Source organism: Bacillus sp. EKM202B (assembly GCF_011066025.1).
Classification (GTDB): Bacteria; Bacillota; Bacilli; order Bacillales; family Bacillaceae_G; genus Bacillus_A; species Bacillus_A toyonensis.
This window is the reverse complement of the sequence record NZ_JAAMNK010000006.1, coordinates 141,844-168,400: the sequence shown is the minus strand read 5'-3', so window position 1 is coordinate 168,400 and position 26,557 is coordinate 141,844. Positions and strand designations below refer to the sequence as shown.

The 26,557-nt window shown below is 36.7% G+C and carries 26 protein-coding genes; 20 read left to right on the top strand and 6 right to left on the bottom strand.

What is annotated here, in order from left to right:
- Positions 1-27: 27 nt before the first annotated feature.
- Positions 28-711: a metal-dependent hydrolase gene (locus G9F74_RS10440; RefSeq protein WP_016109181.1), complete on the top strand. Its 684-nt coding sequence runs from the start codon at positions 28-30 to the stop codon at positions 709-711.
- 40 nt (positions 712-751) lie between these two features.
- Here G9F74_RS10440 and G9F74_RS10435 read toward each other — a convergent pair whose 3' ends face one another.
- Positions 752-913 carry a hypothetical protein gene (locus G9F74_RS10435; RefSeq protein WP_000976100.1) on the bottom strand — a complete coding sequence of 54 codons (162 nt, stop codon included), beginning with the start codon at positions 911-913 and terminating at the stop codon, positions 752-754.
- 244 nt (positions 914-1,157) lie between these two features.
- Between G9F74_RS10435 and G9F74_RS10430 the strand changes: the two genes are divergently transcribed.
- Both G9F74_RS10430 and G9F74_RS10425 read left to right on the top strand, forming a co-directional pair.
- Positions 1,158-2,471: a DRTGG domain-containing protein gene (locus G9F74_RS10430; RefSeq protein WP_000201581.1), complete on the top strand. Its 1,314-nt coding sequence runs from the start codon at positions 1,158-1,160 to the stop codon at positions 2,469-2,471.
- Positions 2,472-2,625: 154 nt separating this feature from the next.
- Positions 2,626-2,889, top strand: coding sequence for a DUF3949 domain-containing protein (locus tag G9F74_RS10425; RefSeq protein WP_000093555.1), 264 nt, complete (start codon positions 2,626-2,628; stop codon positions 2,887-2,889).
- A gap of 7 nt (positions 2,890-2,896) precedes the next feature.
- On the opposite strand, the gene G9F74_RS10420 is transcribed toward G9F74_RS10425, so the two are convergent.
- The gene (locus tag G9F74_RS10420) at positions 2,897-3,202 is read right to left on the bottom strand and encodes a YtpI family protein (RefSeq protein ID WP_001144779.1); all 306 of its coding nucleotides are present in this window, start codon (positions 3,200-3,202) and stop codon (positions 2,897-2,899) included.
- A gap of 160 nt (positions 3,203-3,362) precedes the next feature.
- Here G9F74_RS10420 and G9F74_RS10415 point away from each other — a divergent pair, with 160 nt between their 5' ends.
- Complete coding sequence (locus tag G9F74_RS10415; protein WP_016109180.1) at positions 3,363-4,295, top strand: DHH family phosphoesterase; 933 nt, start codon at positions 3,363-3,365, stop codon at positions 4,293-4,295.
- A gap of 51 nt (positions 4,296-4,346) precedes the next feature.
- Here the strand turns inward: G9F74_RS10415 and ytrI are convergent, their stop codons facing one another.
- Together ytrI and G9F74_RS10405 are read right to left on the bottom strand one after the other, a co-directional pair.
- Entirely contained in the window at positions 4,347-4,850 is a 504-nt protein-coding gene (ytrI, locus tag G9F74_RS10410; protein ID WP_001265733.1) for a sporulation membrane protein YtrI, read from the bottom strand.
- Positions 4,847-5,260 carry a YtrH family sporulation protein gene (locus G9F74_RS10405; RefSeq protein ID WP_002034291.1) on the bottom strand — a complete coding sequence of 138 codons (414 nt, stop codon included), beginning with the start codon at positions 5,258-5,260 and terminating at the stop codon, positions 4,847-4,849. Before G9F74_RS10405 ends, ytrI begins: the two co-directional genes overlap by 4 nt.
- Before the next feature lie 42 nt (positions 5,261-5,302).
- Between G9F74_RS10405 and dnaE the strand changes: the two genes are divergently transcribed.
- The 8 genes from dnaE to G9F74_RS10365 all read left to right on the top strand — a co-directional run bounded on the left by dnaE (position 5,303) and on the right by G9F74_RS10365 (position 16,134).
- On the top strand, positions 5,303-8,629 hold the full coding sequence (dnaE, locus tag G9F74_RS10400; protein WP_016109179.1) for a DNA polymerase III subunit alpha: 3,327 nt from the start codon (positions 5,303-5,305) through the stop codon (positions 8,627-8,629).
- Positions 8,630-8,762: 133 nt separating this feature from the next.
- Entirely contained in the window at positions 8,763-9,971 is a 1,209-nt protein-coding gene (gene ystJ / locus G9F74_RS10395; RefSeq protein WP_162148121.1) for an NADP-dependent malic enzyme, read from the top strand.
- Positions 9,972-9,985: 14 nt separating this feature from the next.
- Complete coding sequence (locus G9F74_RS10390; RefSeq protein WP_000204451.1) at positions 9,986-10,630, top strand: FadR/GntR family transcriptional regulator; 645 nt, start codon at positions 9,986-9,988, stop codon at positions 10,628-10,630.
- Between the two features lie 185 nt (positions 10,631-10,815).
- A complete protein-coding gene (gene accD / locus G9F74_RS10385) occupies positions 10,816-11,685 on the top strand; it encodes an acetyl-CoA carboxylase, carboxyltransferase subunit beta (protein ID WP_000942864.1) in 870 nt (289 codons plus the stop codon).
- Positions 11,673-12,647, top strand: a complete 975-nt coding sequence (gene accA, locus G9F74_RS10380) for an acetyl-CoA carboxylase carboxyl transferase subunit alpha (RefSeq protein WP_000818790.1) — start codon at positions 11,673-11,675, stop codon at positions 12,645-12,647. Before accD ends, accA begins: the two co-directional genes overlap by 13 nt.
- 128 nt (positions 12,648-12,775) lie before the next feature.
- A complete protein-coding gene (pfkA, locus tag G9F74_RS10375; RefSeq protein ID WP_000821156.1) occupies positions 12,776-13,735 on the top strand; it encodes a 6-phosphofructokinase in 960 nt (319 codons plus the stop codon).
- 53 nt (positions 13,736-13,788) lie between these two features.
- Positions 13,789-15,546 carry a pyruvate kinase gene (gene pyk / locus G9F74_RS10370; RefSeq protein ID WP_001232683.1) on the top strand — a complete coding sequence of 586 codons (1,758 nt, stop codon included), beginning with the start codon at positions 13,789-13,791 and terminating at the stop codon, positions 15,544-15,546.
- A gap of 198 nt (positions 15,547-15,744) precedes the next feature.
- On the top strand, positions 15,745-16,134 hold the full coding sequence (locus tag G9F74_RS10365) for an FxsA family protein (RefSeq protein ID WP_000871649.1): 390 nt from the start codon (positions 15,745-15,747) through the stop codon (positions 16,132-16,134).
- Positions 16,135-16,667: 533 nt separating this feature from the next.
- Here the strand turns inward: G9F74_RS10365 and ytvI are convergent.
- Entirely contained in the window at positions 16,668-17,792 is a 1,125-nt protein-coding gene (gene ytvI, locus G9F74_RS10360) for a sporulation integral membrane protein YtvI (RefSeq protein WP_001081386.1), read from the bottom strand.
- A gap of 433 nt (positions 17,793-18,225) precedes the next feature.
- Here ytvI and G9F74_RS10355 point away from each other — a divergent pair, with 433 nt between their 5' ends.
- The 5 genes from G9F74_RS10355 to G9F74_RS10335 all read left to right on the top strand — a co-directional run bounded on the left by G9F74_RS10355 (position 18,226) and on the right by G9F74_RS10335 (position 23,325).
- Complete coding sequence (locus G9F74_RS10355) at positions 18,226-18,687, top strand: DUF441 domain-containing protein (protein ID WP_000625507.1); 462 nt, start codon at positions 18,226-18,228, stop codon at positions 18,685-18,687.
- 421 nt (positions 18,688-19,108) lie between these two features.
- On the top strand, positions 19,109-20,224 hold the full coding sequence (citZ, locus tag G9F74_RS10350) for a citrate synthase (RefSeq protein WP_016109178.1): 1,116 nt from the start codon (positions 19,109-19,111) through the stop codon (positions 20,222-20,224).
- A 160-nt stretch (positions 20,225-20,384) separates the two neighbouring features.
- Positions 20,385-21,677, top strand: a complete 1,293-nt coding sequence (gene icd, locus G9F74_RS10345) for an NADP-dependent isocitrate dehydrogenase (protein ID WP_000206907.1) — start codon at positions 20,385-20,387, stop codon at positions 21,675-21,677.
- A gap of 19 nt (positions 21,678-21,696) precedes the next feature.
- A complete protein-coding gene (mdh, locus tag G9F74_RS10340; protein WP_000153227.1) occupies positions 21,697-22,635 on the top strand; it encodes a malate dehydrogenase in 939 nt (312 codons plus the stop codon).
- A 216-nt stretch (positions 22,636-22,851) separates the two neighbouring features.
- On the top strand, positions 22,852-23,325 hold the full coding sequence (locus G9F74_RS10335) for a MaoC family dehydratase (RefSeq protein ID WP_000914174.1): 474 nt from the start codon (positions 22,852-22,854) through the stop codon (positions 23,323-23,325).
- Positions 23,326-23,381: 56 nt separating this feature from the next.
- On the opposite strand, the gene G9F74_RS30030 is transcribed toward G9F74_RS10335, so the two are convergent.
- Positions 23,382-23,513: a hypothetical protein gene (locus tag G9F74_RS30030; protein ID WP_001241584.1), complete on the bottom strand. Its 132-nt coding sequence runs from the start codon at positions 23,511-23,513 to the stop codon at positions 23,382-23,384.
- A 100-nt stretch (positions 23,514-23,613) separates the two neighbouring features.
- On the opposite strand from G9F74_RS30030, the gene G9F74_RS10330 reads away from it, so the two are divergent.
- From G9F74_RS10330 to phoR, 3 genes are all read left to right on the top strand, one after another.
- Complete coding sequence (locus G9F74_RS10330; protein ID WP_001267375.1) at positions 23,614-23,850, top strand: hypothetical protein; 237 nt, start codon at positions 23,614-23,616, stop codon at positions 23,848-23,850.
- 159 nt (positions 23,851-24,009) lie between these two features.
- Complete coding sequence (gene phoP / locus G9F74_RS10325; RefSeq protein ID WP_001065218.1) at positions 24,010-24,729, top strand: two-component system response regulator PhoP; 720 nt, start codon at positions 24,010-24,012, stop codon at positions 24,727-24,729.
- A complete protein-coding gene (phoR, locus tag G9F74_RS10320; protein ID WP_016109177.1) occupies positions 24,722-26,485 on the top strand; it encodes a sensory box histidine kinase PhoR in 1,764 nt (587 codons plus the stop codon). Before phoP ends, phoR begins: the two co-directional genes overlap by 8 nt.
- Positions 26,486-26,557: the final 72 nt, after the last annotated feature.

The window sequence follows — 26,557 nt, the reverse complement described above, 5'->3', positions numbered from 1 at the left end:
GAATGTGAATAGGGGAGGAATGTAATAATGAAAGTATCTTATCATGGGCATTCAGTTGTAAAGATTGAAACGAATGGAAAAGTGATTTTAATTGATCCATTTTTAACGGGAAATCCGAAAACAGATTTAAAGGCTGAAGATGTAAAAGTAGATGCAATTCTTTTATCGCACGGTCATGGTGATCATGTTGGAGATACAGTAGAGCTTGCGAAGAAAAATAATGCAGTTGTTGTGGCGCCATTTGAACTAGCGACATTTTTAAGTTGGCAAGGTGTAGAAACACATCCGATGCATATTGGTGGTTCACATGAATTTGACTTCGGAAAAGTGAAGTTTACACAAGCATTCCACGGCTCTAGTTATATTGATGAAGAAAATAAGACGATTACATATACAGGTATGCCAGCGGGTATTTTATTTACAGCAGAAGAGAAAACGGTTTACCATGCAGGGGATACGGCTCTATTCTCTGATATGAAGTTAATTGGGGAACTGAATGATATAGATATAGCGTTGTTACCAATTGGTGATAATTTCACAATGGGACCAGAAGATGCTGTTTTAGCAGCAAAATGGATTCATGCGAAAACTGTTGTACCGATGCATTACAATACGTTCCCAGTTATTGAACAGGATCCATATCAATTTGTAGAAAAACTACAAAATTGTACAGGGAAAGTATTAGAAGTTGGAGAAAGTATTACGCTATAAAACAGATACCCTTCATTTGAAAAGACAAGTGAAGGGCTTTTTATGCGTGTAGTACAGCTTTTAAAGTCTGTATTTGTTTAGTTGACTCTTCTCTTTTTGAACGCGGCTGTTCAGGAGTTTCATTCAAATCCATTGCAACTTTTTTCCCATCTACACAAGCTAAAAATACTGCGCCTATAACCTCTAAAATTTTTTTCATCATGTATTCGCTCCTTTGTTTCATTTCTTGTCTTAATTGTATATGGAAGTGTGTGGACGAACTATCGAACGAGATGACAATAGCATTACATTGTTGTAATGGAATGACTAGTGGAATGTAAGGGTCATTTTGTTATAAAAAAAATAGTACAGATATACAAAGAGAGAGTGTAACAGTTTTGAAAATATAGTATACTGGGAATACAACACATGAAGAATTTAGGGAAAAGAAAGTATGGTGAAACCATTTGGCTACCAAACATAATCAAATTTTAGAACATATTAATAGCCTACCGGTAGGGCATAAAATTTCTGTAAGGCAAATTGCGAAAGATTTGAGTGTAAGTGAAGGGACAGCTTACCGTGCGATTAAAGATGCAGAAAATAAAGGATATGTTAGTACAATTGAACGTGTCGGAACAATTCGAATTGAACAAAAGAAGAAAGAGAATATCGAAAAACTAACATATGCAGAAGTCGTTAACATTGTCGATGGTCAAGTACTTGGAGGCAGAGAAGGACTACATAAAACATTAAATAAATTCGTAATCGGGGCTATGAAATTAGAAGCGATGATGCGCTATACAGAAGCGGGGAACTTGCTTATCATCGGGAACCGTACGAATGCACATCAATTAGCATTAGAAACAGGGGCCGCTGTATTAATTACAGGTGGATTTGATACAGAAGAGCATGTGAAAAAGTTAGCAGACGAATTGAAGTTGCCGATTATTTCCAGTAGCTATGATACATTTACGGTCGCAACGTTAATTAACCGCGCGATTTATGATCAACTTATTAAGAAAGAAATTGTACTCGTTGAAGATATTTTAACACCGATTGAAGAAACACTATATTTAAAGCCTAGTGATATCGTGCAGAAATGGCATGAGTACAATGAAGAGACGATGCATGGACGTTATCCAATTGTGGATGAAAATAAAAAGGTGTTAGGTATCGTAACTTCGAAAGATATGATTGGTGTTGCGAAAGATACACCAATTGATAAAGTGATGACGAAACACCCTATTACGGTAAATGGAAAGATGTCTGTCGCAGCTGCAGCGCGTATGATGGTATGGGAAGGTATTGAATTACTTCCTGTTGTGGAAGATGGAAATAAATTGCAAGGTATCATTAGTCGTCAAGATGTACTTCAGGCATTACAGATGATTCAGCGTCAACCACAAGTTGGTGAAACGATTGATGATATTGTAACGAATCAATTTATGACGCCGAAAGAAGCAAAAAATGAGCATTTGTATCAATTTTCAGTGACACCACAAATGACGAATTCAATCGGAACATTATCTTACGGTGTATTTACAACAATTGTGACAGAAGCAACAAACCGTGTCATTCGTGCTCAGAAGAAGAGTGATTCAATTGTTGAGAACTTAACAATTTATTTTGTAAAGCCGGTTCAGATTGATAATGTTGTATCCGTTCATCCGAAAGTATTAGAAATTGGCCGTAAATTTGGTAAGGTTGATGTAGAAGTACACCATGAAGGTAATGTTGTTGGAAAAGCATTACTTATGGTGCAATTGATTGATAAATAAAAAGATGGAACAAATCGTTTTGATTTGTTCCATCTTTTTTTATGTAGAGAGTGATTTATATAATATTAAATGACAGAATATTAATTTATTTAGATGGTAGACTATGTTACAATTATATTGTAAGAAAATGGATTTTGAGGAGGCGGTATGCAATATGTCATCAGAAATAATCTTCTTTGGTGGTATCGCACTATTTTACTTTCTTGTAATGATACCGATCCAATATTTATATTTACAAGGTTTACATGAAAAAAGGAAACGTACAGGATTATCTCAGCGAGAACTATATGAAAAAATGTCTTTTGAAGAGGAACAATTACATTTTCATGTGCAAGGCAACCTATTTAATATACCTTCTGCGTTTGTTGCATATATGATTTTAAAAAGTAGAGGACGTAAAAAAGCATCACAATGGTGATGCTTTTTTACGTTGCTTCATAAGCTTCTGCTTCTTTAACTGCTAATGGAAAGAAATGTTTATATTGGCGAAATCCATTAAATGCACTCGCACTACCAAATAGAACGAATAAAACACCGACGATCATACGAGCGGTTGAAAGTTCTAAAAAGAATTGGTTTATCCCGAAGAATAAGACGAATGAACCGAGTGCCATTGCGGATTTTCCTGAGAGCCAACCTTTTTCCATTGGGCGGTTTGTACGAAAGTATTTTGTTTTGTAGAAGAGGTACAACATAAATGAGACGATAATACAGAAGACTAATACTGGCATAATGCACACTCCCATCGCTTTGTGAAAAATTATAGTGAAGAAAAAAGAAATATCTAAACTTTCTAATTTTTATTATAAAGCAATTGTTCGCATGTATGAAATACTTTCCGTTATAATGGAGGATAAAGTGAAGAAGTTGAATAAAAAGGAGATTATACATATGCATGAGCAAATTTTAGGAGCAATTAAAGAATTTGAGACAATTATTATTCATCGTCATGTGCGTCCGGATCCAGATGCGTTAGGTTCACAAGGCGGTCTTGGTACGATTTTGCAAGAATCGTTTCCAGAGAAAAATATTTATACGGTTGGGTACAATGAACCGTCACTAGCATACTTACGAGTAATGGATAATATTGAAGATAGCGTATACGAAAATGCACTTGTTATCGTTTGTGATACTGCGAACCAAGAACGTGTTGACGATCAACGCTATACAAAAGGGAAGATGTTAATCAAAATTGATCATCATCCAAATGAAGATCCGTACGGAGATATTACGTGGGTAGATACGACAGCAAGTTCTACAAGTGAAATGATTTATGAGTTTTATAACTATGGAAAAGATAAAGGATTAAAAATAACAAAAGAAGCAGCTCGCCTTATTTTAGCAGGGATTGTTGGGGATACAGGTCGTTTCTTATTCCCGAATACAACAGCAAAAACACTCCTTTACGTAAGTGAGCTTGTTGATATGGGTGTGAAATTCACAGATTTATACAATGAAATGTATAAGACAAAAGAAAAAATCGCTCGTTTAAATGGCTATATTTTACAAAAATTTACGATGGTAGAAGAAGGAGCAGCTTACATTAAATTAACGAAAGAAGTATTAGAAGAATTTGATGTACTTCCTTCTGAAGCATCTGGTGTTGTTGGAGCTCTTGGTAATATTGACGGATTAAAGGCATGGGTTCTATTTTTAGAGGAAGACGATGTAATTCGTGTTCGCCTTCGTTCAAAAGGGCCAGTTATAAATAAATTAGCAATGCAATATAACGGCGGAGGACATCCGATGGCTTCTGGTGCAAAAGCATCTTCTTGGGAAGAAGCGGATCGTCTGTTTGCTGATTTACGTGATATTTGTAAATAAGAGAGTATATGTTAAAACGAAAAGAAGGAGCGGCGCTTAAGCCCTCCTTCTTTATTTTTCTTTCTCTATATCAATACTAATTTCAAGTACAGTATCAAAAGAAATTGTATCGACTTTAAAGCGGTATATACGATCGTAATGTTTGTACGTTTTGTTTTCGATTGCTTTTTTGAGTAGGTCTTTATTTTTTGCGATACTTTGAATGTTTTTCGTTAAAAGATGCTGGAGGTCATTATGGATAGAAGTGGTCATATTTTCGAGTGTTAGATTGTCTAAATCATATTTTTCTCGATTTATTATTTTTATTTTAATCTCTTGAATTGTTAAGAGACGTTTATTTTCTGTGTTCAACTTTTCTTGATCTTCGAGAAGGACGTGGAGCTTTGCTTCTTGTTTTTCTATAATTTCTCTTTGTTCTGCTATTTTACTAGCTTGTTCTTCTTGAAAAACACCGTATATGTACAAAAAAATAAACCAGCTTAACACGCCTCCAACAGCAGCACCAGCTAAAACTAAGTACCATCTTTTTGCTGTATTGGCACTTGGCACTCTCATACATGTTCCTGCGTTAGCCATTTAATAATAATAAGACCTGTTTGCATACCGCCAGTTGCGAAAAAAATAAGGAGAATTTGTTTTACGATATCTTTCATATCTCCGCCAAAGAAACTTCTTTCAAAGCTATAAAAGGTATCGAATGTTCCGCCGATTGCTGCAACGAGTGCCCAAATTCTTAAATTTTGGGCGAATTGATTAATGTAAGTTAGAGCTGGTTTTCCGATAAGAAACGCACCAAATCCACCAATTAATGAACCGCCAAGTATAACCCCAAAGGCAATAAAATAACTAATAATAAGCAGAGAGAAAAAAGTATGTTCTCTTACATCCATCGTCATTCCCCTTTCTTCTTCATATATATGGACAAAGTATGAGAAGTATGTTTTGATTTCCGCTTTCCTCATCACCTATAATGAAAGTAGTCAAATAGGTAAAGAGAGGGTACAACAGTGAAGTTTGTGCATTTACAATGTCAAACCGTTTTTAGTTTATTAAAAAGTGCTTGTAAAATTGATGAGCTTGTAGTCAGGGCGAAAGAGCTTGGTTTTTCATCGTTGGCTATTACGGATGAAAATGTTATGTATGGCGTTATTCCGTTTTATAAAGCATGTAAGAAACATGGTATACAGCCTATTATCGGCTTAACAGCTTCTATTTTTAGTGAAGAAGAAGAAAAGTCTTATCCGCTCGTCTTACTTGCTGAAGATGAAATAGGCTATCAAAATTTATTAAAGATTTCTAGTAGCATTATGACGAAGTCAAAAGAGGGTATTCCGAAGAAGTGGCTTGCGCATTATGCGAAAGGATTAATTGCTATTTCACCAGGTAAAGATGGGGAAATTGAACAATTATTATTAGAAGACAAAGAGGATCAGGCGGAAGAAGTAGCTTGTACATATCAAAATATGTTCGATAATTTTTATATGAGTTTGCAGCATCATGCGATTCAAGATGAACTGCTCCTGCAAGAAAAATTACCTGAATTTATTAGTAAGGTAAATGTCCCAGTCGTTGCAACAAATGATGTGCGCTATATTAATCAAAGTGACGCGCTCGTTCACGAATGTTTACTATCAGTTGAAAGTGGAACGAAAATGACTGATCCAGACAGGCCGAGGCTGAAGACAGATCAATATTATTTAAAGTCATCGGATGAAATGGAAGCACTATTTTCTCACACGGAAGAGGCGATTTACAACACTGTAAAAATTGCAGAACGTTGTAAAGTAGAAATACCGTTTCATGTAAATCAATTACCGAAATTTCCTGTTCCATCTAACGAGACGAATGATACTTACTTACGCCGTGTTTGTGAAGAAGGCTTGCATAAACGTTATGGTACGCCAAAAGAAGTGCATATAAAGCGTTTGAATCATGAACTAAACGTCATTTCTAGTATGGGATTTAGTGATTATTTTCTCATCGTATGGGACTTTATGAAGTATGCACATGAAAATCATATTTTAACAGGACCAGGCCGTGGATCGGCAGCTGGCTCACTCGTTTCGTACGTATTAGAAATTACAGATATTGATCCGATTGAATACGATTTGTTATTTGAAAGATTTTTAAATCCCGAACGTGTGACCCTTCCGGACATTGATATCGATTTTCCAGATATAAGACGTGATGAGATGATCCGATATGTGAAAGATAAGTATGGTCAGCTCCGCGTGGCGCAAATTGTAACGTTTGGGACGCTTGCAGCGAAAGCAGCAATTAGAGATATTGCTCGTGTAATGGGGCTTCCGCCGCGAGACATTGACATATTTTCAAAACTTATTCCATCAAAGCTTGGTATAACGTTAAAAGATGCATATGAAGAATCACAATCACTCCGTGAGTTTATACAAGGGAATCTTCTTCATGAGCGTGTGTTTGAAATTGCAAAACGTGTAGAAGGCTTACCTCGTCATACGTCTATTCATGCCGCTGGCGTTATTATGAGTCAAGAACCGTTAACAGGTAGTGTAGCAATTCAAGAAGGACATAACGATGTTTATGTTACGCAATATCCTGCTGATGCATTAGAAGAACTCGGGTTGCTCAAGATGGACTTTTTAGGCTTACGTAATTTAACGTTACTTGAAAATATTATAAAGTTTATTGTGAAAAAAACGGGGAAAGAAATTGATATAAGGAATTTACCTCTCCAAGATGAAAAGACGTTCCAATTGCTAGGGAGAGGGGATACAACGGGGGTATTCCAGCTTGAATCAGGTGGTATGCGAAATGTACTTCGCGGATTAAAACCGAATGAGTTTGAAGACATTGTCGCTGTTAACTCGTTATACAGACCAGGACCGATGGAGCAAATCCCAACCTTTATTGAATCGAAGCACGGAAAAAGAAAAATTGAATATTTACATCCGGATTTAAAGCCGATTTTAGAAAGAACATACGGTGTAATTGTATACCAAGAACAAATTATGCAAATTGCATCGAAGTTAGCAGGATTTTCGCTCGGAGAAGCGGATTTATTACGCCGAGCAGTGAGTAAAAAAAATCGTGATATTTTAGATCAGGAACGTCAGCATTTCGTGCAAGGTTGTTTGCGAAACGGATACAATGAGACATCAGCAGATAAAATTTACGATTTAATTGTAAGATTTGCGAATTACGGTTTTAACCGAAGTCACGCTGTAGCTTACAGTATGATCGGATATCAGCTTGCCTACTTAAAAGCGAATTATACATTGGAATTTATGACAGCATTATTATCAAGTGCAATTGGAAATGAAGATAAGATTGTGCAGTATATACGAGAAACGAAGCGGAAAGGTTTCCACGTTTTGCCACCGTCACTTCAGAAGAGTGGTTACAACTTCCAAATAGAAGGGAATGCGATACGTTACAGCTTACTTTCAATTCGAAATATCGGAATGGCTACAGTGACGGCATTGTTAGAAGAACGAGAGAGCAAAATGTTTGAGGATTTATTTGAATTTTGTCTTCGTATGCCAGCGAAGTTTGTAACAGAACGAAATTTAGAGGCGTTCGTCTGGTCGGGATGTTTTGACGATTTTGGTATTTCGAGAACGAATTTATGGAAAAGCCTTAAAGGAGCGTTAGAGTACGCAAATCTTGCCCGTGATTTAGGGGATGCTGTTCCAAAATCAAAATATGTACAAGGAGAAGAGCTCTCTTTTATTGAACAGTTAAATAAAGAGAAGGAAGCACTTGGCTTTTATTTATCAAGCTATCCGACAGCGCAGTATGTGAAGTTAGCAAAAGAATTAGAAATTCCATCTCTCGCTCAGGCGATGCGAAATAAGAAAAAAGTACAAAGGGCTATCGTGTATATAACAAGTGTGAGAGTCATTCGTACGAAAAAATTGCAAAAGATGGCGTTTATTACATTCTGTGATCAAAATGATGAAATGGAAGCGGTTGTTTTCCCGGACACGTATATACATTTCTCAGACAAGTTACAAGAAGGGGCAATTGTTTTAGTTGACGGTACGATTGAGCTAAGAAATCATAAGCTGCAATGGATTGTAAACGGACTATATCCGTTAGAAGAAATGGATGTTTATGAAGAAAAGAAAGATGCATCTGTTTACGTGAAATTGCCGTCTCAGTATGAAAAAAAGCTTTTGAATCAGGTTACAAAAATATTGTTTGACTATTCGGGTTTTGCGAAAGTACTAATTTATTATGAAAAGGAACATAAAATGGTACAATTATCTCGAAGTTTATCGATTCATCCAAGTGAAAAATGCTTAGGAACACTTCGTGAAATTGTCGGGGAAGAGAATGTAGTTGTGAAAATATAATGGACAATTTCCCTACACTTCGATTATTATAGTAGTAGTGTTCGTGGTCAGACCACTTGGAGAAATTGATACCAGCTAGAATAATTTGAGGAGAGTGGATAGTTTGTCAACACTTCGTGAAGAAGCACTTCACATGCATAAAGTGCATCAAGGAAAATTAGAAACTGTATCAAAAGTAAAAGTAGAAAATGCAAAAGATTTAAGTCTTGCATATTCTCCAGGGGTTGCAGAGCCTTGTAAAGAAATTTATGACGATAAAAGTAAGGTATATGAATATACGATGAAGGGAAATATGGTAGCAGTTGTGACGGATGGAACGGCTGTACTCGGTCTTGGTAACATTGGACCTGAAGCATCTCTTCCAGTAATGGAAGGTAAAGCTGTATTATTCAAGAGCTTTGCTGGTGTAGATGCATTCCCAATCGCCTTAAATACAAACGATGTAGATAAAATTGTTGAAACTGTAAAATTAATGGAGCCAACTTTTGGCGGCGTTAACTTAGAAGATATCGCAGCACCAAACTGCTTCATTATTGAAGAACGTTTGAAGAAAGAAACAAATATTCCTATCTTCCATGATGATCAACACGGAACAGCTATCGTAACAGTAGCGGGCCTTGTGAATGCGCTGAAATTAGTTGGAAAGAAAATGTCTGACATTAAAGTTGTCGCAAATGGCGCAGGTGCAGCAGGTATTGCAATTATTAAACTTTTATATCGCTATGGAGTACGCGACATTATTATGTGTGACCGTAAAGGTGCAATCTATGATGGTCGTCCTACTGGTATGAATCCAGTGAAAGATGAAGTTGCAAAATATACAAATAAGAATCGTATAGAAGGTTCTTTAGCTGATGTTGTACAAGGTGCGGACGTATTCATTGGTGTATCTGCAGAAGGTGCATTAACAGAAGAGATGGTTCGTACTATGAATGACAATGCGATTATTTTTGCAATGGCGAATCCGGTTCCGGAAATTATGCCAGAATTGGCAAAAGCAGCGGGCGCAGCTGTTGTTGGAACAGGTCGTTCTGACTTCCCGAACCAAGTAAATAATGTACTAGCGTTCCCTGGTATTTTCCGCGGTGCACTTGACGTACATGCGACACAAATTAACGAAGAAATGAAGATGGCAGCTGTACAGGCTATTGCTGAGCTTGTAGCAGAAGATGAGTTGAATGCAGACTATATCATTCCGGCACCGTTTGACGCGCGTGTAGCGCCTCGAGTGGCAGCTTACGTTGCGAAAGCAGCAATGGAGACAGGAGTAGCTCGTCGTCAAGTAGATCCAAATGAAGTTGCTGAGAAAACAAAACAATTAGCGCTGATTGGTAAAGAATAAGCGAGGAATTTCCATTGACATCATCAAATACAAAAGTATATCTCGAAATTGTAAAAAAAATCCGTTCCATTATGGAAGAGGATGGATTGGTAGCAGGGGATCGTTTGCCGTCTGAGCGGGAGCTAAGTTCACGCTTAAACGTAGGACGCTCATCTGTAAGAGAAGCATTGCGTGCTTTAGAACTGGTAGGGTTAATTGAAACGAGACGTGGTGAAGGGACGTTTATTCGAAACTTTTACGATAACGGTCTTGTACAACTAATTGCTCCGTTTCTATTGCAAGATGAGAAAACAATTCGTGATTTATTACAAACAAAACGATTGCTTGAGAAAGATATGATTCGAATTGTATGTAATTTACCGAAAGAAACATTTTCTAAAGTGCTAAGTAGATTACAGAAAGTGCTTGAAGAAAATGAAAGTTCGATTCCAATGCTTCACCAAACGTTCTTTAAAACACTAATTGAACAAGTCGATAATTATTTACTATATCGCATTTGGATGATCGTAAATGATTACGTAGCAACTCTTTCTTGTAAAGTTTCAGGAGATTCTATCGATATGTATAGAAAGCTTTATGCTACTTTGGAAGAAAAACAAGAAAATGATGCACTAAAAATTTACGATGAATTAGTAGAGAATATACAGTTTCACTCGTAATGTATAAAATTTGTCGAAATGACCATGACACGTTATGACAAACATTCTACCGCATAGCGGTTAAAGTTAAACGTAAAGAGAGAGGTTATTAGACAGATTGAGAAGATAAGGCTAACATCAAACATTGGTGTTAGCCCCATTTTCTTCTTACGCTAACCTTAGCTCTCAACGAAGGGGGTCAAATTGTGCTAAGAGATTTATTCGTGAAAAAGAAAAAGTATGCTGCAATACCTTCAGAACAAGTACGAAAAGATGTACCAGATGGCGTTATGACAAAATGTCCGAAATGTAAAAAAATCATGTATACGAAAGAACTTCTGAAAAATTTAAAAGTATGTGTGAACTGTGGATATCATCATCCTATGAATGCATGGGAGCGCCTTGATAGTATATTGGACGAAGGGTCATTCCGTGAGTATGACAAAGAAATGGTTTCATTAAATCCACTCGAGTTTCCGGGATATGAAGAGAAATTAGAGAACGATCGTAAGAAGACTGAATTGAATGAAGCGGTTGTAACTGGTGAAGGAACAATTGATGACATGCTTGTTGTTGTTGCAGTAATGGATTCTCGTTTTCGAATGGGGAGCATGGGCTCTGTTGTAGGAGAAAAAATTGCCCGTGCGGTTGAAAAGGCATACGACTTACAAGTTCCATTTATTATCTTTACTGCTTCGGGTGGTGCCCGTATGCAAGAAGGTATATTAAGTTTAATGCAAATGGCAAAAACAAGCGTAGCTTTGAAAAAGCATAGTAATGCAGGAGGGTTATTTATTTCTGTTATGACTCACCCAACGACGGGCGGGGTTTCAGCGAGTTTTGCTTCACTTGGTGATTATAATCTTGCAGAGCCAGGTGCACTTATCGGATTTGCTGGTAGACGTGTAATTGAACAAACAGTGCGTGAGAAACTACCGGAAGATTTCCAAACGGCAGAATTTTTACTAGACCATGGTCAATTAGATGCGGTTGTGCATCGTGATGATATGAAAGAATCACTTCGTAAGATTTTAGAAGTTCATCAAGGAGGGGAAATGGCTGTATGGCAGAGCTAGAATTTGAAAAACCAGTTGTTGAGCTAAGAAATAAGATCCGTGAACTGAAAGACTATACGAAAAACAGCCAGATGGACTTCAGTGAGGAGATTCGTATTTTGGAAGACAAGCTAGAAAATTTAGAGGAAGATATATACGGCAATATGAAAGTATGGGACCGTGTGCAAATTGCTCGTCATGCAGAACGACCGACAACGCTCGATTATATTGAGCACTTATTTACTGATTTTTTTGAATGTCATGGAGATCGCCTATTTGGCGATGATGCAGCGATTGTCGGCGGCATTGCGAAATATAAGGGGATGCCTGTAACTGTAATTGGGCATCAGCGCGGAAAAGATACGAAAGAAAATATTCGTCGTAATTTTGGGATGCCTCATCCAGAAGGGTATCGAAAAGCACTGCGTCTCATGAAACAAGCGGAAAAGTTTAATCGTCCTATTATTTGTTTCATCGATACGAAGGGAGCTTATCCTGGTAAAGCAGCTGAAGAACGTGGACAAAGTGAAGCTATTGCCCGCAATCTATTTGAGATGGCAGGTTTAACGGTACCAGTTATTTGTATCGTTATCGGTGAAGGCGGTAGTGGTGGTGCGCTAGGTCTTGGAGTAGGAGATTACATTCATATGCTAGAAAATTCCACTTATTCTGTTATTACACCAGAGGGTGCAGCGGCAATTCTTTGGAAAGATGCAGGAAAAGCGAAGGAAGCTGCAGAAGCAATGAAAATTACAGCAGCAGATTTGAAAGAATTAGGTGTAATTGATGAAATTATTCCAGAGGCAAAAGGTGGAGCTCACCGTAATCTTTTAAAACAGTCAGAAAATATAGACTTAATGATTAGAAAAACTTTTGAACAATTAAACGGAATTTCGAAAGATGAATTAATCGAAAAACGTTATGAAAAATATATGAAAATTGGGCAAGTTTCGTTTTCAAACGCTTCCATTGGGATAAAATAAGAAAAGCGTGCGTTCCTCTTCGCGAATGCACGTTTTTATTATGAAAAGACACATCTTCTCCATTGTGTTTTTATATTTTTTCGTGTTATTTTATTATAAGGCAAATAATCTTTATGAGGTGAGTACAAATGAAACGTATTGGTGTATTAACAAGTGGTGGAGATTCACCTGGTATGAATGCTGCCATTCGTGCAGTTGTTCGTAAAGCGATTTTCCATGATATTGAAGTATATGGTATTTACCATGGATACGCTGGATTAATTTCTGGTCACATTGAAAAATTAGAACTTGGTTCTGTTGGCGATATTATCCACCGCGGTGGTACGAAATTATATACAGCAAGATGTCCTGAGTTTAAAGACCCAGAAGTACGACTAAAAGGTATCGAGCAATTAAAGAAACACGGTATCGAAGGACTTGTTGTTATTGGTGGAGATGGCTCTTACCAAGGTGCTAAAAAATTAACTGAACAAGGATTCCCATGTGTTGGTGTACCAGGTACAATCGACAATGATATTCCTGGAACAGACTTCACAATTGGTTTCGATACAGCTTTAAATACTGTTATTGATGCAATTGATAAAATCCGTGACACAGCTACATCTCATGAACGTACATATGTTATCGAAGTAATGGGACGTCATGCTGGAGACATCGCATTATGGGCTGGTTTAGCTGATGGTGCAGAAACGATCTTAATTCCAGAAGAAGAGTATGACATGGATGATGTAATCGCTCGTCTAAAACGCGGTAGCGAACGTGGGAAAAAACACAGTATTATCATTGTAGCTGAAGGTGTTGGAAGTGCAATTGACATCGGTAAGCATATTGAAGAAGCAACAAACTTTGATACTCGTGTAACTGTATTAGGTCACGTACAACGTGGTGGATCACCAAGTGCACAAGACCGTGTATTAGCAAGTCGTCTTGGCGCAAGAGCAGTTGAGTTGTTAATTGCTGGTAAAGGTGGACGCTGTGTAGGTATTCAAGATAATAAACTTGTTGATCATGACATTATCGAGGCGTTAGCTCAAAAGCATACAATCGATAAAGATATGTATCAATTATCTAAAGAATTATCCATCTAATCGGCGTAATGTCGGATATTTGGGAACGGTTTCATAATTTTCGGAGGTGCAATATGCGTAAAACTAAAATTGTATGTACAATAGGTCCTGCTAGTGAAAGTATTGAGAAATTAGAACAATTAATGGAAGCGGGTATGAACGTTGCTCGTTTAAACTTCTCTCATGGTAGCCATGAAGAGCACGGCGCTCGTATTAAAAACATTCGTGAAGCTTCAAAGAAAACTGGTAAAACAGTTGGTATCTTACTTGATACAAAAGGTCCAGAAATCCGTACTCACGACTTCGTAGACGGACAAGCTGAACTTGTAACAGGTGCAGAAGTAGTTCTTTCTACTGAGCAAGTATTAGGTACTGCAGAGAAGTTCTCTGTATCTTATGCTGGTCTTTATGATGATGTAGACCCAGGTTCTCGCATTCTAATCGATGACGGTCTTATCGAGCTAGAAGTAATCGAAAAAGCTGACGGAAATATCCGTACAAAAGTTTTAAACAGTGGAACTGTAAAAAATAAAAAAGGTGTTAACGTACCAAACGTAAGCATTAAGCTTCCTGGTATCACTGAAAAAGACGTAAAAGATATCATCTTTGGTATCGAGCAAAAAGTTGATTTCATCGCAGCATCTTTCGTTCGTAAAGCATCTGACGTATTAGAAATCCGTGAATTACTAGAAGAGCATAATGCTCAATACATCCAAATCGTACCAAAAATCGAAAACCAAGAAGGTATCGACAATATCGATTCAATCTTAGAAGTTTCTGACGGTTTAATGGTAGCTCGTGGTGATATGGGTGTGGAAATTCCACCAGAAGAAGTACCTTTAGTGCAAAAACGTTTAATCAAAAAATGTAACGTATTAGGTAAACCAGTTATTACTGCAACGCAAATGTTAGATTCTATGCAACGTAACCCACGTCCAACTCGTGCGGAAGCAAGTGACGTAGCTAACGCAATCTTCGATGGTACGGATGCAATCATGCTTTCAGGTGAAACTGCTGCTGGTCAATATCCAGTAGAAGCGGTAACAATGATGGCTAACATTGCAGTACGTGTTGAAAAATCATTACAATACGAAGATATGTTCAAAAAACGTATTAAAGAGTTCACTCCAACAATTACAGATGCAATTAGCCAATCTGTTGCGCATACAGCACTTGCTCTTGATGTAGCTGCGATCGTAGCTCCAACAGAAAGTGGACATACTGCGAAAATGATCTCTAAATATCGTCCGAAATCTCCAATCGTAGCTGTAACATCTGACGAGCAAGTAGGACGTCGTCTTGCGCTTGTTTGGGGTGTACAAGCATTTATGGCTGGGAAACGTGCAGCGTCTACTGACGAAATGTTAGATACTGCGATTCAAACAGGTATGGATGCGGGTCTAATCGGACTTGGAGACACTGTAGTAATCACTGCGGGTGTACCAGTTGCTGAAACTGGTACAACAAACTTAATGAAAATCCATGTTGTTGGTGAAGAAGTTGCTAAAGGACAAGGAATCGGTCGTAAAGCTGCAAAAGGTAAAGTAGTTGTAGCAAAAACAGCTGCTGAAGCTGTAGCGAACGTAAACGAAGGTGATATCCTTGTTACAACAAGCACTGATAAAGATATGATTTCTGCAATCGAAAAAGCTGCTGCTTTAGTTGTAGAAGAAGGTGGCTTAACTAGCCATGCAGCTGTTGTAGGCGTATCAATCGGTATTCCTGTTATCGTTGGTGTAAACGGCGTAACAGCAACTTTAAAAAATGGCCAAGAAGTAACAGTTGATGCGGCACGCGGAATTGTTTATAATGGACATGCGGAAGTGCTATAAGAAGTAATACGGAGAGAAGGAGCGGAGTCCTTCTCTTTTTTTTACACAAAAACATGATAGAACTATTTTAAAACGTCTAAATTTGCTTTTACAAGCTGCTTGTTATGAAGTTTAATGTGAATGGGTGTCTTACTTCTGTTTAGTCTATATGAGCGTTTTAGGGGTCTTTAAAGCGATTTGTGAAAGGGGTGCAGAACTATGAAATGGTTGTTATTCTTGTTGATTTTAATACCGGCGGTTGAGATTACGGTATTAATTGGGTCGAGTCATGTAATAGGGTTATGGTCTACGTTCGCTATGATTGTATTTACTGGTGTTGTAGGTGTATATTTGGCGAAAAGGCAAGGGTTTAAAGTGCTTAGAGAGATTCAATCTAAGTTGAATAGAGGAGAAATGCCAGGCGAGGCAGTACTAGATGGTATTTTTGTATTTGTAGGAGGTATTCTTTTAGTGCTTCCTGGATATGTGACGGATGTAATGGGGTTTATTTTTGTTGTCCCTTTTACTAGGGCTTTATTGAAGCCGCTTGTTATGAAGTGGATGGAATGGAAGTTTAGAAAGAGATCTACTATTATTATTCAGAAGTAGTGCTTAGATTATAGCGATCTAAGCACTACTTTTTTTATTCTGCAAAAAGCCTGATTGGTACGGGTTAATAATTAGTGGGGGATGAACAAAACCTGATTGATTAAAGTTTCACTTTATTGTGTAGGATATATATTTCTGATTGAACATGTAAATTGGATACTATTTGTTCTTAATGAATAGGATGTAGAAAAAATCCGCTATATTGAAGTTTTATTTTTGTGTATGAAGGATCGAGGAACGTAATGAAATCTGATAAAAGCAGGGAAATCGTTAGTTGAAGCCTTATCTTATATTGGTTTGTATATTTATTCATTTACATAAAAAGTAATAAATGTAAGTAATAATTATAAAATAAATAGAATAAAAATGTATTTTAGGTTGAAAAATCCGTTTTTATATGCAAAAAAACAAGAGAATTATCCTTTTTTGGGCAATTCTCTTTTTGCATGTAGTTAGTATGAAAAAGAAGTACAAGGAATAATGAGTGGGAAATTGCACTCATTATTCCTTAAGTTTTTTGTGTGAATTAGAAATTATTGTTTTGAAGAGGGTGAACCTTTAATGTATTTCCACAAGTCATGGAAGACATGAGCTTTGTGTAATGTATTAAGTAGTACTAATGTGACTGGACCGATGATTAATCCTAAGAAACCGAAGAGCTTAAAGCCGATAAATAGAGCGACTAGTGTCGCTAATGGATCAAGACCAATATTAGATGAAAGCACTTTAGGTTCCATAATTTGTCTTTGGACAATCACGACGATGTATAGAATGAGAAGACCGATGGCGAATGCAGTGTCGCCAGTGAAAAATACGTATATAACCCAAGGGACGAAGACGGCTCCTGTCCCTAAGTATGGGAGTAAATCTACAACACCTGTAATAATCGCGATAGTAATGGCGTATGGTACGCGTAATATTAAAAGTCCGATTAGTACAATAACGGTTGTCATAGATACGAGTGTAAGTTGCGCTTTAACAAAACCGAACAAAGCTTTTCTTAAATCGACAAAAATAGTTTTTCCGTAGCCATGTACACGATTCGGTAGAAGTTTTCTTGCTTTTTGAGCAAGACGGTGCCAATCGTAACTAATGAAGAAAGTGGCTAATAAAATGAATACAAGAACAGTTAGAGTTGTTGGTAATGCACTAATGAAATTTGTTAATCCACTTATAATAGCTGTTAAAAGTTCTTTCATTTGTGTTGTTGCTTCAGTTCCTAAGTTTTGGATGTTTTGTGTAATTGTATAACGCTGCGGTTCTCCAAGATGATTAAATTTAGAAATTAAATCGTCATAGAGAGGCATAATATGATTAAGTGCAAATTGCTCTGCGAATTTAACGATATCCGGAAACTTTACTGTAACAAGTTGTAGTAAGTATGTTGTGGCAGATATTGCTTCTGTTACAAGGTATGTAACAAGCCCGACGATAGCTCCGAATACGAGAATTAAGCTAACGAGTACTGCTAGTGCGCGAGGGAATTGTAGTTTTTGATTAAGAAAATTGACGACAGGATTAATCAAATAAGCAAATGCAAAAGCGATAATAAAAGGATAGATAAGTCCTGACATGTATAGTAATACATAGAACCCAGCTACCGTTGCTACAATGACAAATATGAGTCGCAATATCATATATAGTAAGTTTCGGTTCAAAGATGTATACCTCCCATTCCAATTTGTATTAGCCTAATTCGTTCAACTTATAACGAGTAGCATTCACTGATTAAAGTTTCACTTTTATGTTATAGTGGAATGATGGATTTTCCCTGCTTTTTCAGTACATGAACGACTGTAAAAGCTTGTTGATGATGCTTCTACTATATGGTAAAAACTTCATTTTCTCTTCTTTTTATTTTACCTGTTTCTTGTTAGAAAAGAAAGGAGAGACCATCGTTTTCAAAAATGTATATATGCTTTGATTTTTTTGGGTTACAGTCTCGTTTTGTAAGTTAAAAATGCATACAAAAATGAAATTGTTGGCTTATTCTCATTGGCAAATAGACATCGATATGACATGTATAACGATAGGTTTAAAGGTATTTTTGTTTGGAAGCGAGTTCATTATTTTCAGAAAGGAAGTGCAAACATGATTAGTCAGTCAACGTTATTTTTATTCATACTACTTATTATAGGACTTATTGCTAAAAACCAATCGCTTACTGTAGCCATTGGAGTGTTATTCTTATTGAAGTTTACGTTTTTAGGAGATAAAGTCTTTCCTTATTTACAAACGAAAGGGATTAACCTTGGTGTAACGGTCATTACAATAGCAGTGCTCGTACCGATTGCGACAGGGGAAATAGGCTTTAAACAACTCGGAGAAGCAGCGAAATCATATTATGCATGGATTGCTTTAGCCTCAGGTGTGGCGGTCGCTTTGTTAGCGAAAGGCGGCGTACAATTATTGACGACGGACCCTCATATTACAACTGCGCTTGTTTTTGGGACGATTATAGCGGTTGCCTTATTTAATGGGGTGGCTGTAGGCCCGTTAATTGGGGCTGGAATTGCCTATGCAGTTATGAGTATTATACAAATGTTTAAATAAGGAATTTTATAGTAATATAAAATTTTTGAATTCTTTCTGTTCACAAAAGTCAGATAATTGTTTATAATAGAATTAGAAACTTTGAAAAGTTACATAACAGCAGAGACTTTACACCAGATAAAATAAAAACAACATAAAACAATTTTATAATGATATTGTTTTATGTTGTTTTTATCATAAAACTCTTCGGAATTCATTTTCCTCACTAACTTGTTGTTCTGAGCGTGAGGATTCGGGGAGACATTCACGCTCATGCTTTCCATGTAAGCAATGGACATTAAGAGGGGAACATCGCAACAAATGTGCATGATCGTGCATTTTGCTTGCCTAAAGAGTGAACGGGCGTTCATAATTCATAAGGGGAGCAAATAGATATAAGGAGCAAGGTTGGGAGAATTTTTCAGGAAAAGGAGAGAATGTCATGACTGTTATTCGAGGTTTAGAAGGGGTAGTAGCAACAACATCATCTGTGAGCTCTATTATTGATGATACATTAACTTATGTTGGGTATAATATTGATGATTTAGCTGAGAATGCTACATTTGAAGAAGTAGTGTACTTATTATGGCACCGCAAGCTTCCTAACGAACAAGAACTAGCGGAATTTAATGAAACTGTATCAGAATACTATAAAGTGCCAGGTGAAATTTTAACATATTTAAAACAAGTAGATTTAAAGATCGCACATCCTATGTCTGTTTTACGAACTGCAATTTCCATGCTATCATTATACGATGAGAGCTCTGAAATTATGGATGAAAAGTCCAATTATTTGAAAGCGGTTAAATTACAAGCTCAAGTGGGAACTTTAATTGCCGCTTATGCAAGAATCCGTAAAGGTTTAGATATTGTTGAACCGAGAAAAGATTTATCATTAGCTGCAAACTTCTTGTACATGTTAAATGATCGTGAGCCAAATGAAGTTGAAATTGAAGCTTTTGATAAGGCGCTTGTACTTCATGCAGATCATGAGTTAAACGCTTCTACATTTACTGCACGTGTTTGCGTAGCTACACTTTCAGATGTATATTCTGGTATTACTGCAGCAATCGGTGCGTTAAAAGGTCCTCTTCACGGCGGGGCAAATGAAAATGTAATGAAGATGTTAACTGAAATTGGCGAAGAAGAAAATGTAGAATCATATATTCATAATGCTCTTCAAAATAAAGTGAAAATCATGGGCTTTGGTCATCGTGTGTATGAGCAAGGTGATCCACGTGCAAAACATTTACGTGAAATGTCTAAGAGATTATGCGTGCTTTTAGGAGAAGAGAAATGGTATAATATGTCTATCAAAATTGAAGACATTGTAACAAAAGAAAAAGGTCTTCCACCAAATGTTGATTTCTATTCAGCTTCTGTATACCATTGTTTAGGAATTGACCATGACTTATTTACACCTATTTTTGCAATTAGCCGTATGTCAGGCTGGTTAGCTCATATTCTAGAACAATATGAAAACAACCGTTTAATCCGTCCGCGTGCTGATTATAATGGACCAACACATCAAGTATATGTTCCAATTGCACAACGATAAGCGAAAAACACTATTTCGATAGTAAAAATACGCTTTCAAAAGTCTGATTTTTTTGGGAAGATGTAATGATTAGAATATTTTAATTTGACTAACGGTTTGAACTGAGGGGTTATTCCCTCAGTTTCATACATATGAAATTTCAAACATGGGGGTTATCACATTGACGACAGGTGAAAAAATTACTGTAACTAATGGTGTTATGAATGTACCAAACAATCCGATTATTCCATTTATCGAAGGAGATGGAATTGGTCCTGATATTTGGGAAGCTGCATCTCGCGTACTAGAAGCAGCAGTAGAAAAAGCTTATGATGGTGAGAAGAAAATCGTTTGGAAAGAAGTGCTTGCAGGGGAAAAAGCATTCAACCAAACAGGCGAGTGGTTACCAGAAGAGACTTTAAATTTAATCCGTGAATATTTAATCGCAATTAAAGGTCCACTTACAACTCCAGTTGGCGGTGGTATTCGTTCTCTAAACGTAGCGCTTCGTCAAGAATTAGATTTATACGTATGTCTACGTCCAGTTCGTTATTTTGAAGGTGTTCCTTCACCTGTAAAACGTCCGGAAGATACTGATATGGTTATTTTCCGTGAAAATACAGAAGACATTTATGCTGGAATTGAATATGCACAAGGATCTCCAGAAGCAGAAAAAGTTCTTGCTTTCTTAAAAGAAGCAATGGGTGTTAATAAAATCCGCTTCCCAGAAACATCTGGTATTGGTATTAAACCAATTTCAGAAGAAGGGACAAAGCGTCTTGTTCGTGCTGCAATTCAATATGCAATTAACGAAAAACGCTCTTCTGTTACATTAGTTCATAAAGGAAACATTATGAAATTTACAGAAGGTGCTTTCAAAAACTGGGGTTACGAAGTTGCGGAACAAGAATTCGGCGATAAAGTATTTACTTGGGCTGAATATGATCGCATCGTTGAAAAAGATGGCAAAGATGCAGCGAATAAAGCGATGGCAGACGCAGAAGTGGCTGGAAAAATCATTGTAAAAGATTCTATTGCAGATATCTTCTTACAACAAATTTTAACTCGTCCACGTGAGTTCGATGTTGTTGCAACAATGAACTTAAATGGAGACTACATCTCTGATGCACTTGCTGCACAAGTAGGTGGAATTGGTATTGCACCTGGTGCAAACATTAACTATGTGACTGGACATGCTATCTTTGAAGCTACACATGGTACAGCTCCAAAATATGCAGGTTTAGATAAAGTAAACCCGTCTTCTGTTCTTCTTTCTGGTGTATTATTACTAGAACATTTAGGATGGAATGAAGCTGCGAAATTAGTAACTGATTCAGTTGAGAAAACAATTGCATCAAAAGTAGTAACATACGACTTCGCTCGTCTAATGGAAGGCGCAACAGAAGTGAAATGTTCTGAATTTGCTAATGAGCTTATTAAAAACATGGATGTAGCGATAATCAAAAACGCATAATTAAAGTGGGGGGTAAATTATGACAATCAAACGCAAGAAAGTTTCAGTCATCGGTGCAGGATTTACAGGAGCAACAACAGCATTCTTATTAGCACAAAAAGAACTTGCAGATGTTGTATTAGTGGACATTCCACAACTGGAAAATCCAACAAAAGGGAAAGCGTTAGATATGTTAGAAGCGAGCCCAGTACAAGGTTTTGATGCTAACATTATTGGAACATCTGATTACGCAGATACTGCTGATTCTGACGTTGTCGTTATTACAGCAGGTATTGCACGTAAGCCTGGTATGAGCCGTGATGACTTAGTAGCAACAAACTCTAAAATTATGAAAAGTATTACGCGCGACATTGCAAAACATTCACCAAATGCGATTATTGTTGTATTAACAAATCCAGTTGATGCAATGACATATTCTGTATTTAAAGAAGCAGGATTCCCGAAAGAGCGTGTTATCGGGCAATCGGGCGTATTAGATACAGCTCGTTTCCGTACATTCATTGCACAAGAATTAAATTTTTCTGTGAAAGACATTACAGGATTTGTTCTTGGTGGACACGGTGACGACATGGTACCTCTTGTACGTTATTCCTATGCGGGTGGCATTCCGTTAGAAACGTTAATTCCGAAAGAGCGTTTAGAGGCAATTGTAGAACGTACACGTAAGGGTGGCGGAGAGATTGTAGGCTTATTAGGAAACGGTAGTGCATATTACGCACCAGCGGCTTCTTTAGTTGAAATGACAGAAGCAATCTTAAAAGATCAACGCCGTGTATTACCGGCTATTGCGTATCTTGAAGGTGAATATGGTTATAGTGACCTTTACTTAGGGGTACCAGTAATTCTAGGTGGTAACGGAATTGAAAAAATTATTGAATTAGAACTTCTTGCAGAGGAAAAAGAAGCGTTAGATCGCTCTGTAGAATCTGTACGTAACGTTATGAAAGTTCTTGTTTAATAATTAAATATAAGCGGAAAAAGATTCGGGGCCCCGAATCTTTTTCTACTATTTAATGAAATGTTTTTTTGAAATAATATGAAAACGCTATCATTTGTAGTATCCTATAATGAAACTGTAGATTTATACTATACATTGCCCTCATCATAGTAAATTTCGGATAAGGTATCGCTTTTAGTAGGATAATAAGGTGAAAAAATCGGAGGGGGTTGTAACATGTTAAAGAAAAAAGTTCAAATTGGTCGTAAAATGGATGAAATTACAGTAGGAGAGAAACTATCTATCACTGAAAAAATTGAGGATAAAGATTTGTTATTGTATTTAGGGCTAACGAATGATGCCAATCCATTATATATTCAGCATGATTACGCATCCCAAACTCCGTATGAAAAGCCGATTGTACCAAGCATTATGCTAACGGGAATGATTACAACGGCGGTTACGAAATATTTACCAGGTCCAGGTAGTCATATTATTAGGAAGGACCTTACGTTCGTGAAGCATGTTCACCATTATGAAACGTTACAAATCCACTTTGAAGTTGTGGCTGTTTCTGAGGAGGCACATACAATTGATATGCTTGTATCTGCTCATGATGAAAAAGGAGAAACGGTTGTTAAAGGTTCATTAACGGTAACGCCACCTTTTAAATCTGTTTCCATTATGGAAAAAGCATTAGATAATTTTTAAAACATGAAAATATGAATAGCGCTAGCATACCTTTAATAAGGGAGCTAGCGCTATTTTTAGTTGAAGAATCCTTCAGCGAACCCTGCAGCAAAATCTGAACAACCCGTTTTAATCGTATCCCAGCTTGGAGCGTTAAAAGTAAGAATACATGTTACTACTAAAGTTAGAATAGGTAGTACTAGTCGCATAATAGAACCTCTGTATATATAACATTCATATATATTAATTATTATATGAAATTATCACATACTTTAATAACTGAAGTCAATTGAAGGAGGGATTTTTTAAGTGAGATGGAAAAGGGAAGACGTTATTTTTGAAACGATAAGAGAAGCTGAAGTGTGGGCAGACGGGATCGCGAATGAAATATACGGAAGGGTATTTGATGGATATGAAACACCGGACTATAAAATAGCGTATGTTCTATCTTTTTTCTTAGCACAAAATCGAGAATTCAATGTTCATACGGAAGTAGAATGTAATGAGAATATAGAATTGTATAAAGTGTGGATAGTAACACGTTAATTGAGCCGAGTGTAATTGTTTTTAGAGATAACGAGAGCATAATCTGAATCCATGAATAGACAATTATATTGAGGGGGGACCTGTTTTCTAGTATGATGAGAATAACGGGGAAAATACTAGGATGAAGAAGGTTTCAAGTCTATAACTTGGAGGAAAAGAATGAACAATCGTATTTTAGTAGTTGATGATGAGGAATTTATCTTAACTTTAATTGAATTTAATTTACAACAAGCTGGTTTTGAAGTTATAACAGCGATGGACGGAGAAATGGCGCTTCAAAAAGCGACAACAGAACGTCCGGATTTAATTATATTAGATTTAATGCTTCCAAAAATGGATGGTATGGAAGTTTGTAAAGAATTACGATTGCAGCGTGTTATGACGCCGATTTTAATGTTAACAGCAAAAGATGATGAATTTGATAAGGTGCTAGGTCTTGAACTTGGGGCGGATGATTATATGACGAAGCCATTTAGTCCAAGGGAAGTTGTTGCTCGTGTGAAGGCGATTTTACGTCGTACGAAATTACAGCAAGAAGAGCAAGTTGCAGAAGCGCCAGATGAAGATAGCATCCTAATTGCAGACCTTAAAATTTTACCGGAGTTTTATGAGGCTTATTTCCAAGGAAGAAAGCTTGAATTAACCCCAAAAGAATTTGAACTACTTGTTTATCTTGCGAAAAATAAAAGTCGCGTGTTGACGCGTGATCAATTATTAAGTGCTGTATGGAATTATGATTTTGCTGGTGATACACGAATTGTTGATGTTCATATTAGCCACTTGCGCGATAAAATTGAAAAAAATACGAAAAAACCGACGTACATTAAAACGATACGTGGTTTAGGATATAAATTAGAGGAGCCAAAAGGGGATGAATAAATTTCGTTCCAGGCTTCTTTTTACATTTGTTTCTCTTATTGTGTTTATTTTAGTTGGACTAGGTTTACTGTTAGAAACCGTGTTTGAAAACTATTATATAGATCATGCGAAAGAGAGAATGGTAAAAGAAACAGGATATGTTGCGGTATTAGCAGAAGAACAAGGTTTTGAGGATGTTTTAAAAAGGCCGTATGTATTTGAAAAGTTAGAAGAAAAAATACCAGCTTCTATTATATTTGTAGATGAAAAAAAGAAAGTTCAATATGGCAAAGGGCAACAATCTGCATTTAGTCAAGAGATGATTAAAGAACTTTCTGCCGAAACAGCGAAACAACGAAATAAAGTCATTACGAAAGAAACGGATCAGAAGAATGAATTTTATCATGCGGTGTTCGTTCAAGATGTAACAGGGAAACAAGGATACATTTTGGTGAAAAGTACAATTGAGCCTTTGAAAGATGTTCATCAAAAAACGTGGGGATTATTAATTATCGGATTTGTTATCGCTTGTCTTGTAGTCGTGTTTTTAGGTATGAAAATTACAGGGCAATATATTAGGCCAATTGAATCAGTTACGAAAGTTGCGATTGAATTAGCGAAGGGAAATTATAAAGCACGTGCTTATGAAAGTCATTCGGATGAAACAGGAATGCTGAGTAAAGCGATTAATATTTTAGCTCGTAATTTACAAGAGATGACACTTGAACAAGAAATGCAACAAGATCGTCTGCATACGTTAATCGAAAATATGGGAAGTGGAATGATTTTAATTGATAGCCGCGGTTATATAAACCTTGTAAACCGTTCTTATAAAGAGACTTTCCACGTAACAGATGAAGAATATTTAGATCGCTTATATTATGAATCGTTCCACCATACAGAAATTATAGAGCTTGTGGAAGAAATCTTTATGACAGAAGTGAAAGTGCGTAAACAAATGTTATTGCCACTTGGAATTGAGCGAAAGCATTTCGAAGTATATGGAGCGCCGATTATCGGGACGAACCATGAATGGAAAGGGATTGTTCTCGTATTCCATGACATAACAGAGTTAAAGAGATTAGAACAAATGAGAAAAGACTTTTTAGCAAATGTTTCTCATGAACTAAAGACGCCAATTACTTCTATTAAAGGTTTTTCAGAAACGCTCTTGGATGGAGCGATGGATAATAAGAAATTTTGCGAACATTTCTTACACATTATTTTAAAAGAAAGTGAACGCATGCAGGGGTTAATTGAAGATTTATTAGATTTGTCAAAGATTGAGCAACAAGGGTTTAAATTAAATATGGAAACCGTTGATATGAAGGGACTTATTGAAGATATTCATATGGTGCTTGACAATAAAGCAGGCGAAAAAGAAATCTCTTTACAAGTGAATGTATTAAAACGTGTCTCTGTCATTGGAGATCCTGGTCGTTTGAAACAAATCTTTATTAATTTAATTAATAATGCAATCGTATATACACCGGCTGGAGGCGTTGTTTCTGTTGAATTAGCAGAAGATAAATACAATGCTTATATAAAAGTATCTGATACTGGAATTGGTATTAGTAAAGATGAAATCCCACGTATTTTTGAACGTTTTTACCGAGTGGATAAGGCGAGAAGTAGAAATACTGGTGGTACAGGTCTTGGATTATCGATTGTAAAGCATTTAGTTGAGGCACATCACGGTACAATTACTGTGGATAGTGAAGTTGGGGAAGGGACAACATTTACAGTTGTTTTACCGAAATCGGCAACTGAAAAATAGGATGAAGGATATTTACAATATATTAACAATGGCTTAATTAAATATTAATAAAGCTCTGTTAATATAATACAT

Excerpts from the sequence above, each read along its gene's own strand:
- G9F74_RS10440 (WP_016109181.1), top strand. The coding sequence starts at position 28 with ATGAAAGTATCTTATCATGGGCATTCAGTTGTAAAGATTGAAACGAAT.
- G9F74_RS10435 (WP_000976100.1), bottom strand. The coding sequence starts at position 913 with ATGATGAAAAAAATTTTAGAGGTTATAGGCGCAGTATTTTTAGCTTGT.
- G9F74_RS10425 (WP_000093555.1), top strand. The coding sequence starts at position 2,626 with ATGTCATCAGAAATAATCTTCTTTGGTGGTATCGCACTATTTTACTTT.
- G9F74_RS10420 (WP_001144779.1), bottom strand. The coding sequence starts at position 3,202 with ATGCCAGTATTAGTCTTCTGTATTATCGTCTCATTTATGTTGTACCTC.
- G9F74_RS10415 (WP_016109180.1), top strand. The coding sequence starts at position 3,363 with ATGCATGAGCAAATTTTAGGAGCAATTAAAGAATTTGAGACAATTATT.
- ytrI (WP_001265733.1), bottom strand. The coding sequence starts at position 4,850 with ATGAGAGTGCCAAGTGCCAATACAGCAAAAAGATGGTACTTAGTTTTA.
- ystJ (WP_162148121.1), top strand. The coding sequence starts at position 8,763 with ATGCATAAAGTGCATCAAGGAAAATTAGAAACTGTATCAAAAGTAAAA.
- accA (WP_000818790.1), top strand. The coding sequence starts at position 11,673 with ATGGCAGAGCTAGAATTTGAAAAACCAGTTGTTGAGCTAAGAAATAAG.
- pfkA (WP_000821156.1), top strand. The coding sequence starts at position 12,776 with ATGAAACGTATTGGTGTATTAACAAGTGGTGGAGATTCACCTGGTATG.
- pyk (WP_001232683.1), top strand. The coding sequence starts at position 13,789 with ATGCGTAAAACTAAAATTGTATGTACAATAGGTCCTGCTAGTGAAAGT.
- G9F74_RS10365 (WP_000871649.1), top strand. The coding sequence starts at position 15,745 with ATGAAATGGTTGTTATTCTTGTTGATTTTAATACCGGCGGTTGAGATT.
- G9F74_RS10355 (WP_000625507.1), top strand. The coding sequence starts at position 18,226 with ATGATTAGTCAGTCAACGTTATTTTTATTCATACTACTTATTATAGGA.
- citZ (WP_016109178.1), top strand. The coding sequence starts at position 19,109 with ATGACTGTTATTCGAGGTTTAGAAGGGGTAGTAGCAACAACATCATCT.
- mdh (WP_000153227.1), top strand. The coding sequence starts at position 21,697 with ATGACAATCAAACGCAAGAAAGTTTCAGTCATCGGTGCAGGATTTACA.
- G9F74_RS10335 (WP_000914174.1), top strand. The coding sequence starts at position 22,852 with ATGTTAAAGAAAAAAGTTCAAATTGGTCGTAAAATGGATGAAATTACA.
- G9F74_RS30030 (WP_001241584.1), bottom strand. The coding sequence starts at position 23,513 with ATGCGACTAGTACTACCTATTCTAACTTTAGTAGTAACATGTATTCTT.
- phoP (WP_001065218.1), top strand. The coding sequence starts at position 24,010 with ATGAACAATCGTATTTTAGTAGTTGATGATGAGGAATTTATCTTAACT.
- phoR (WP_016109177.1), top strand. The coding sequence starts at position 24,722 with ATGAATAAATTTCGTTCCAGGCTTCTTTTTACATTTGTTTCTCTTATT.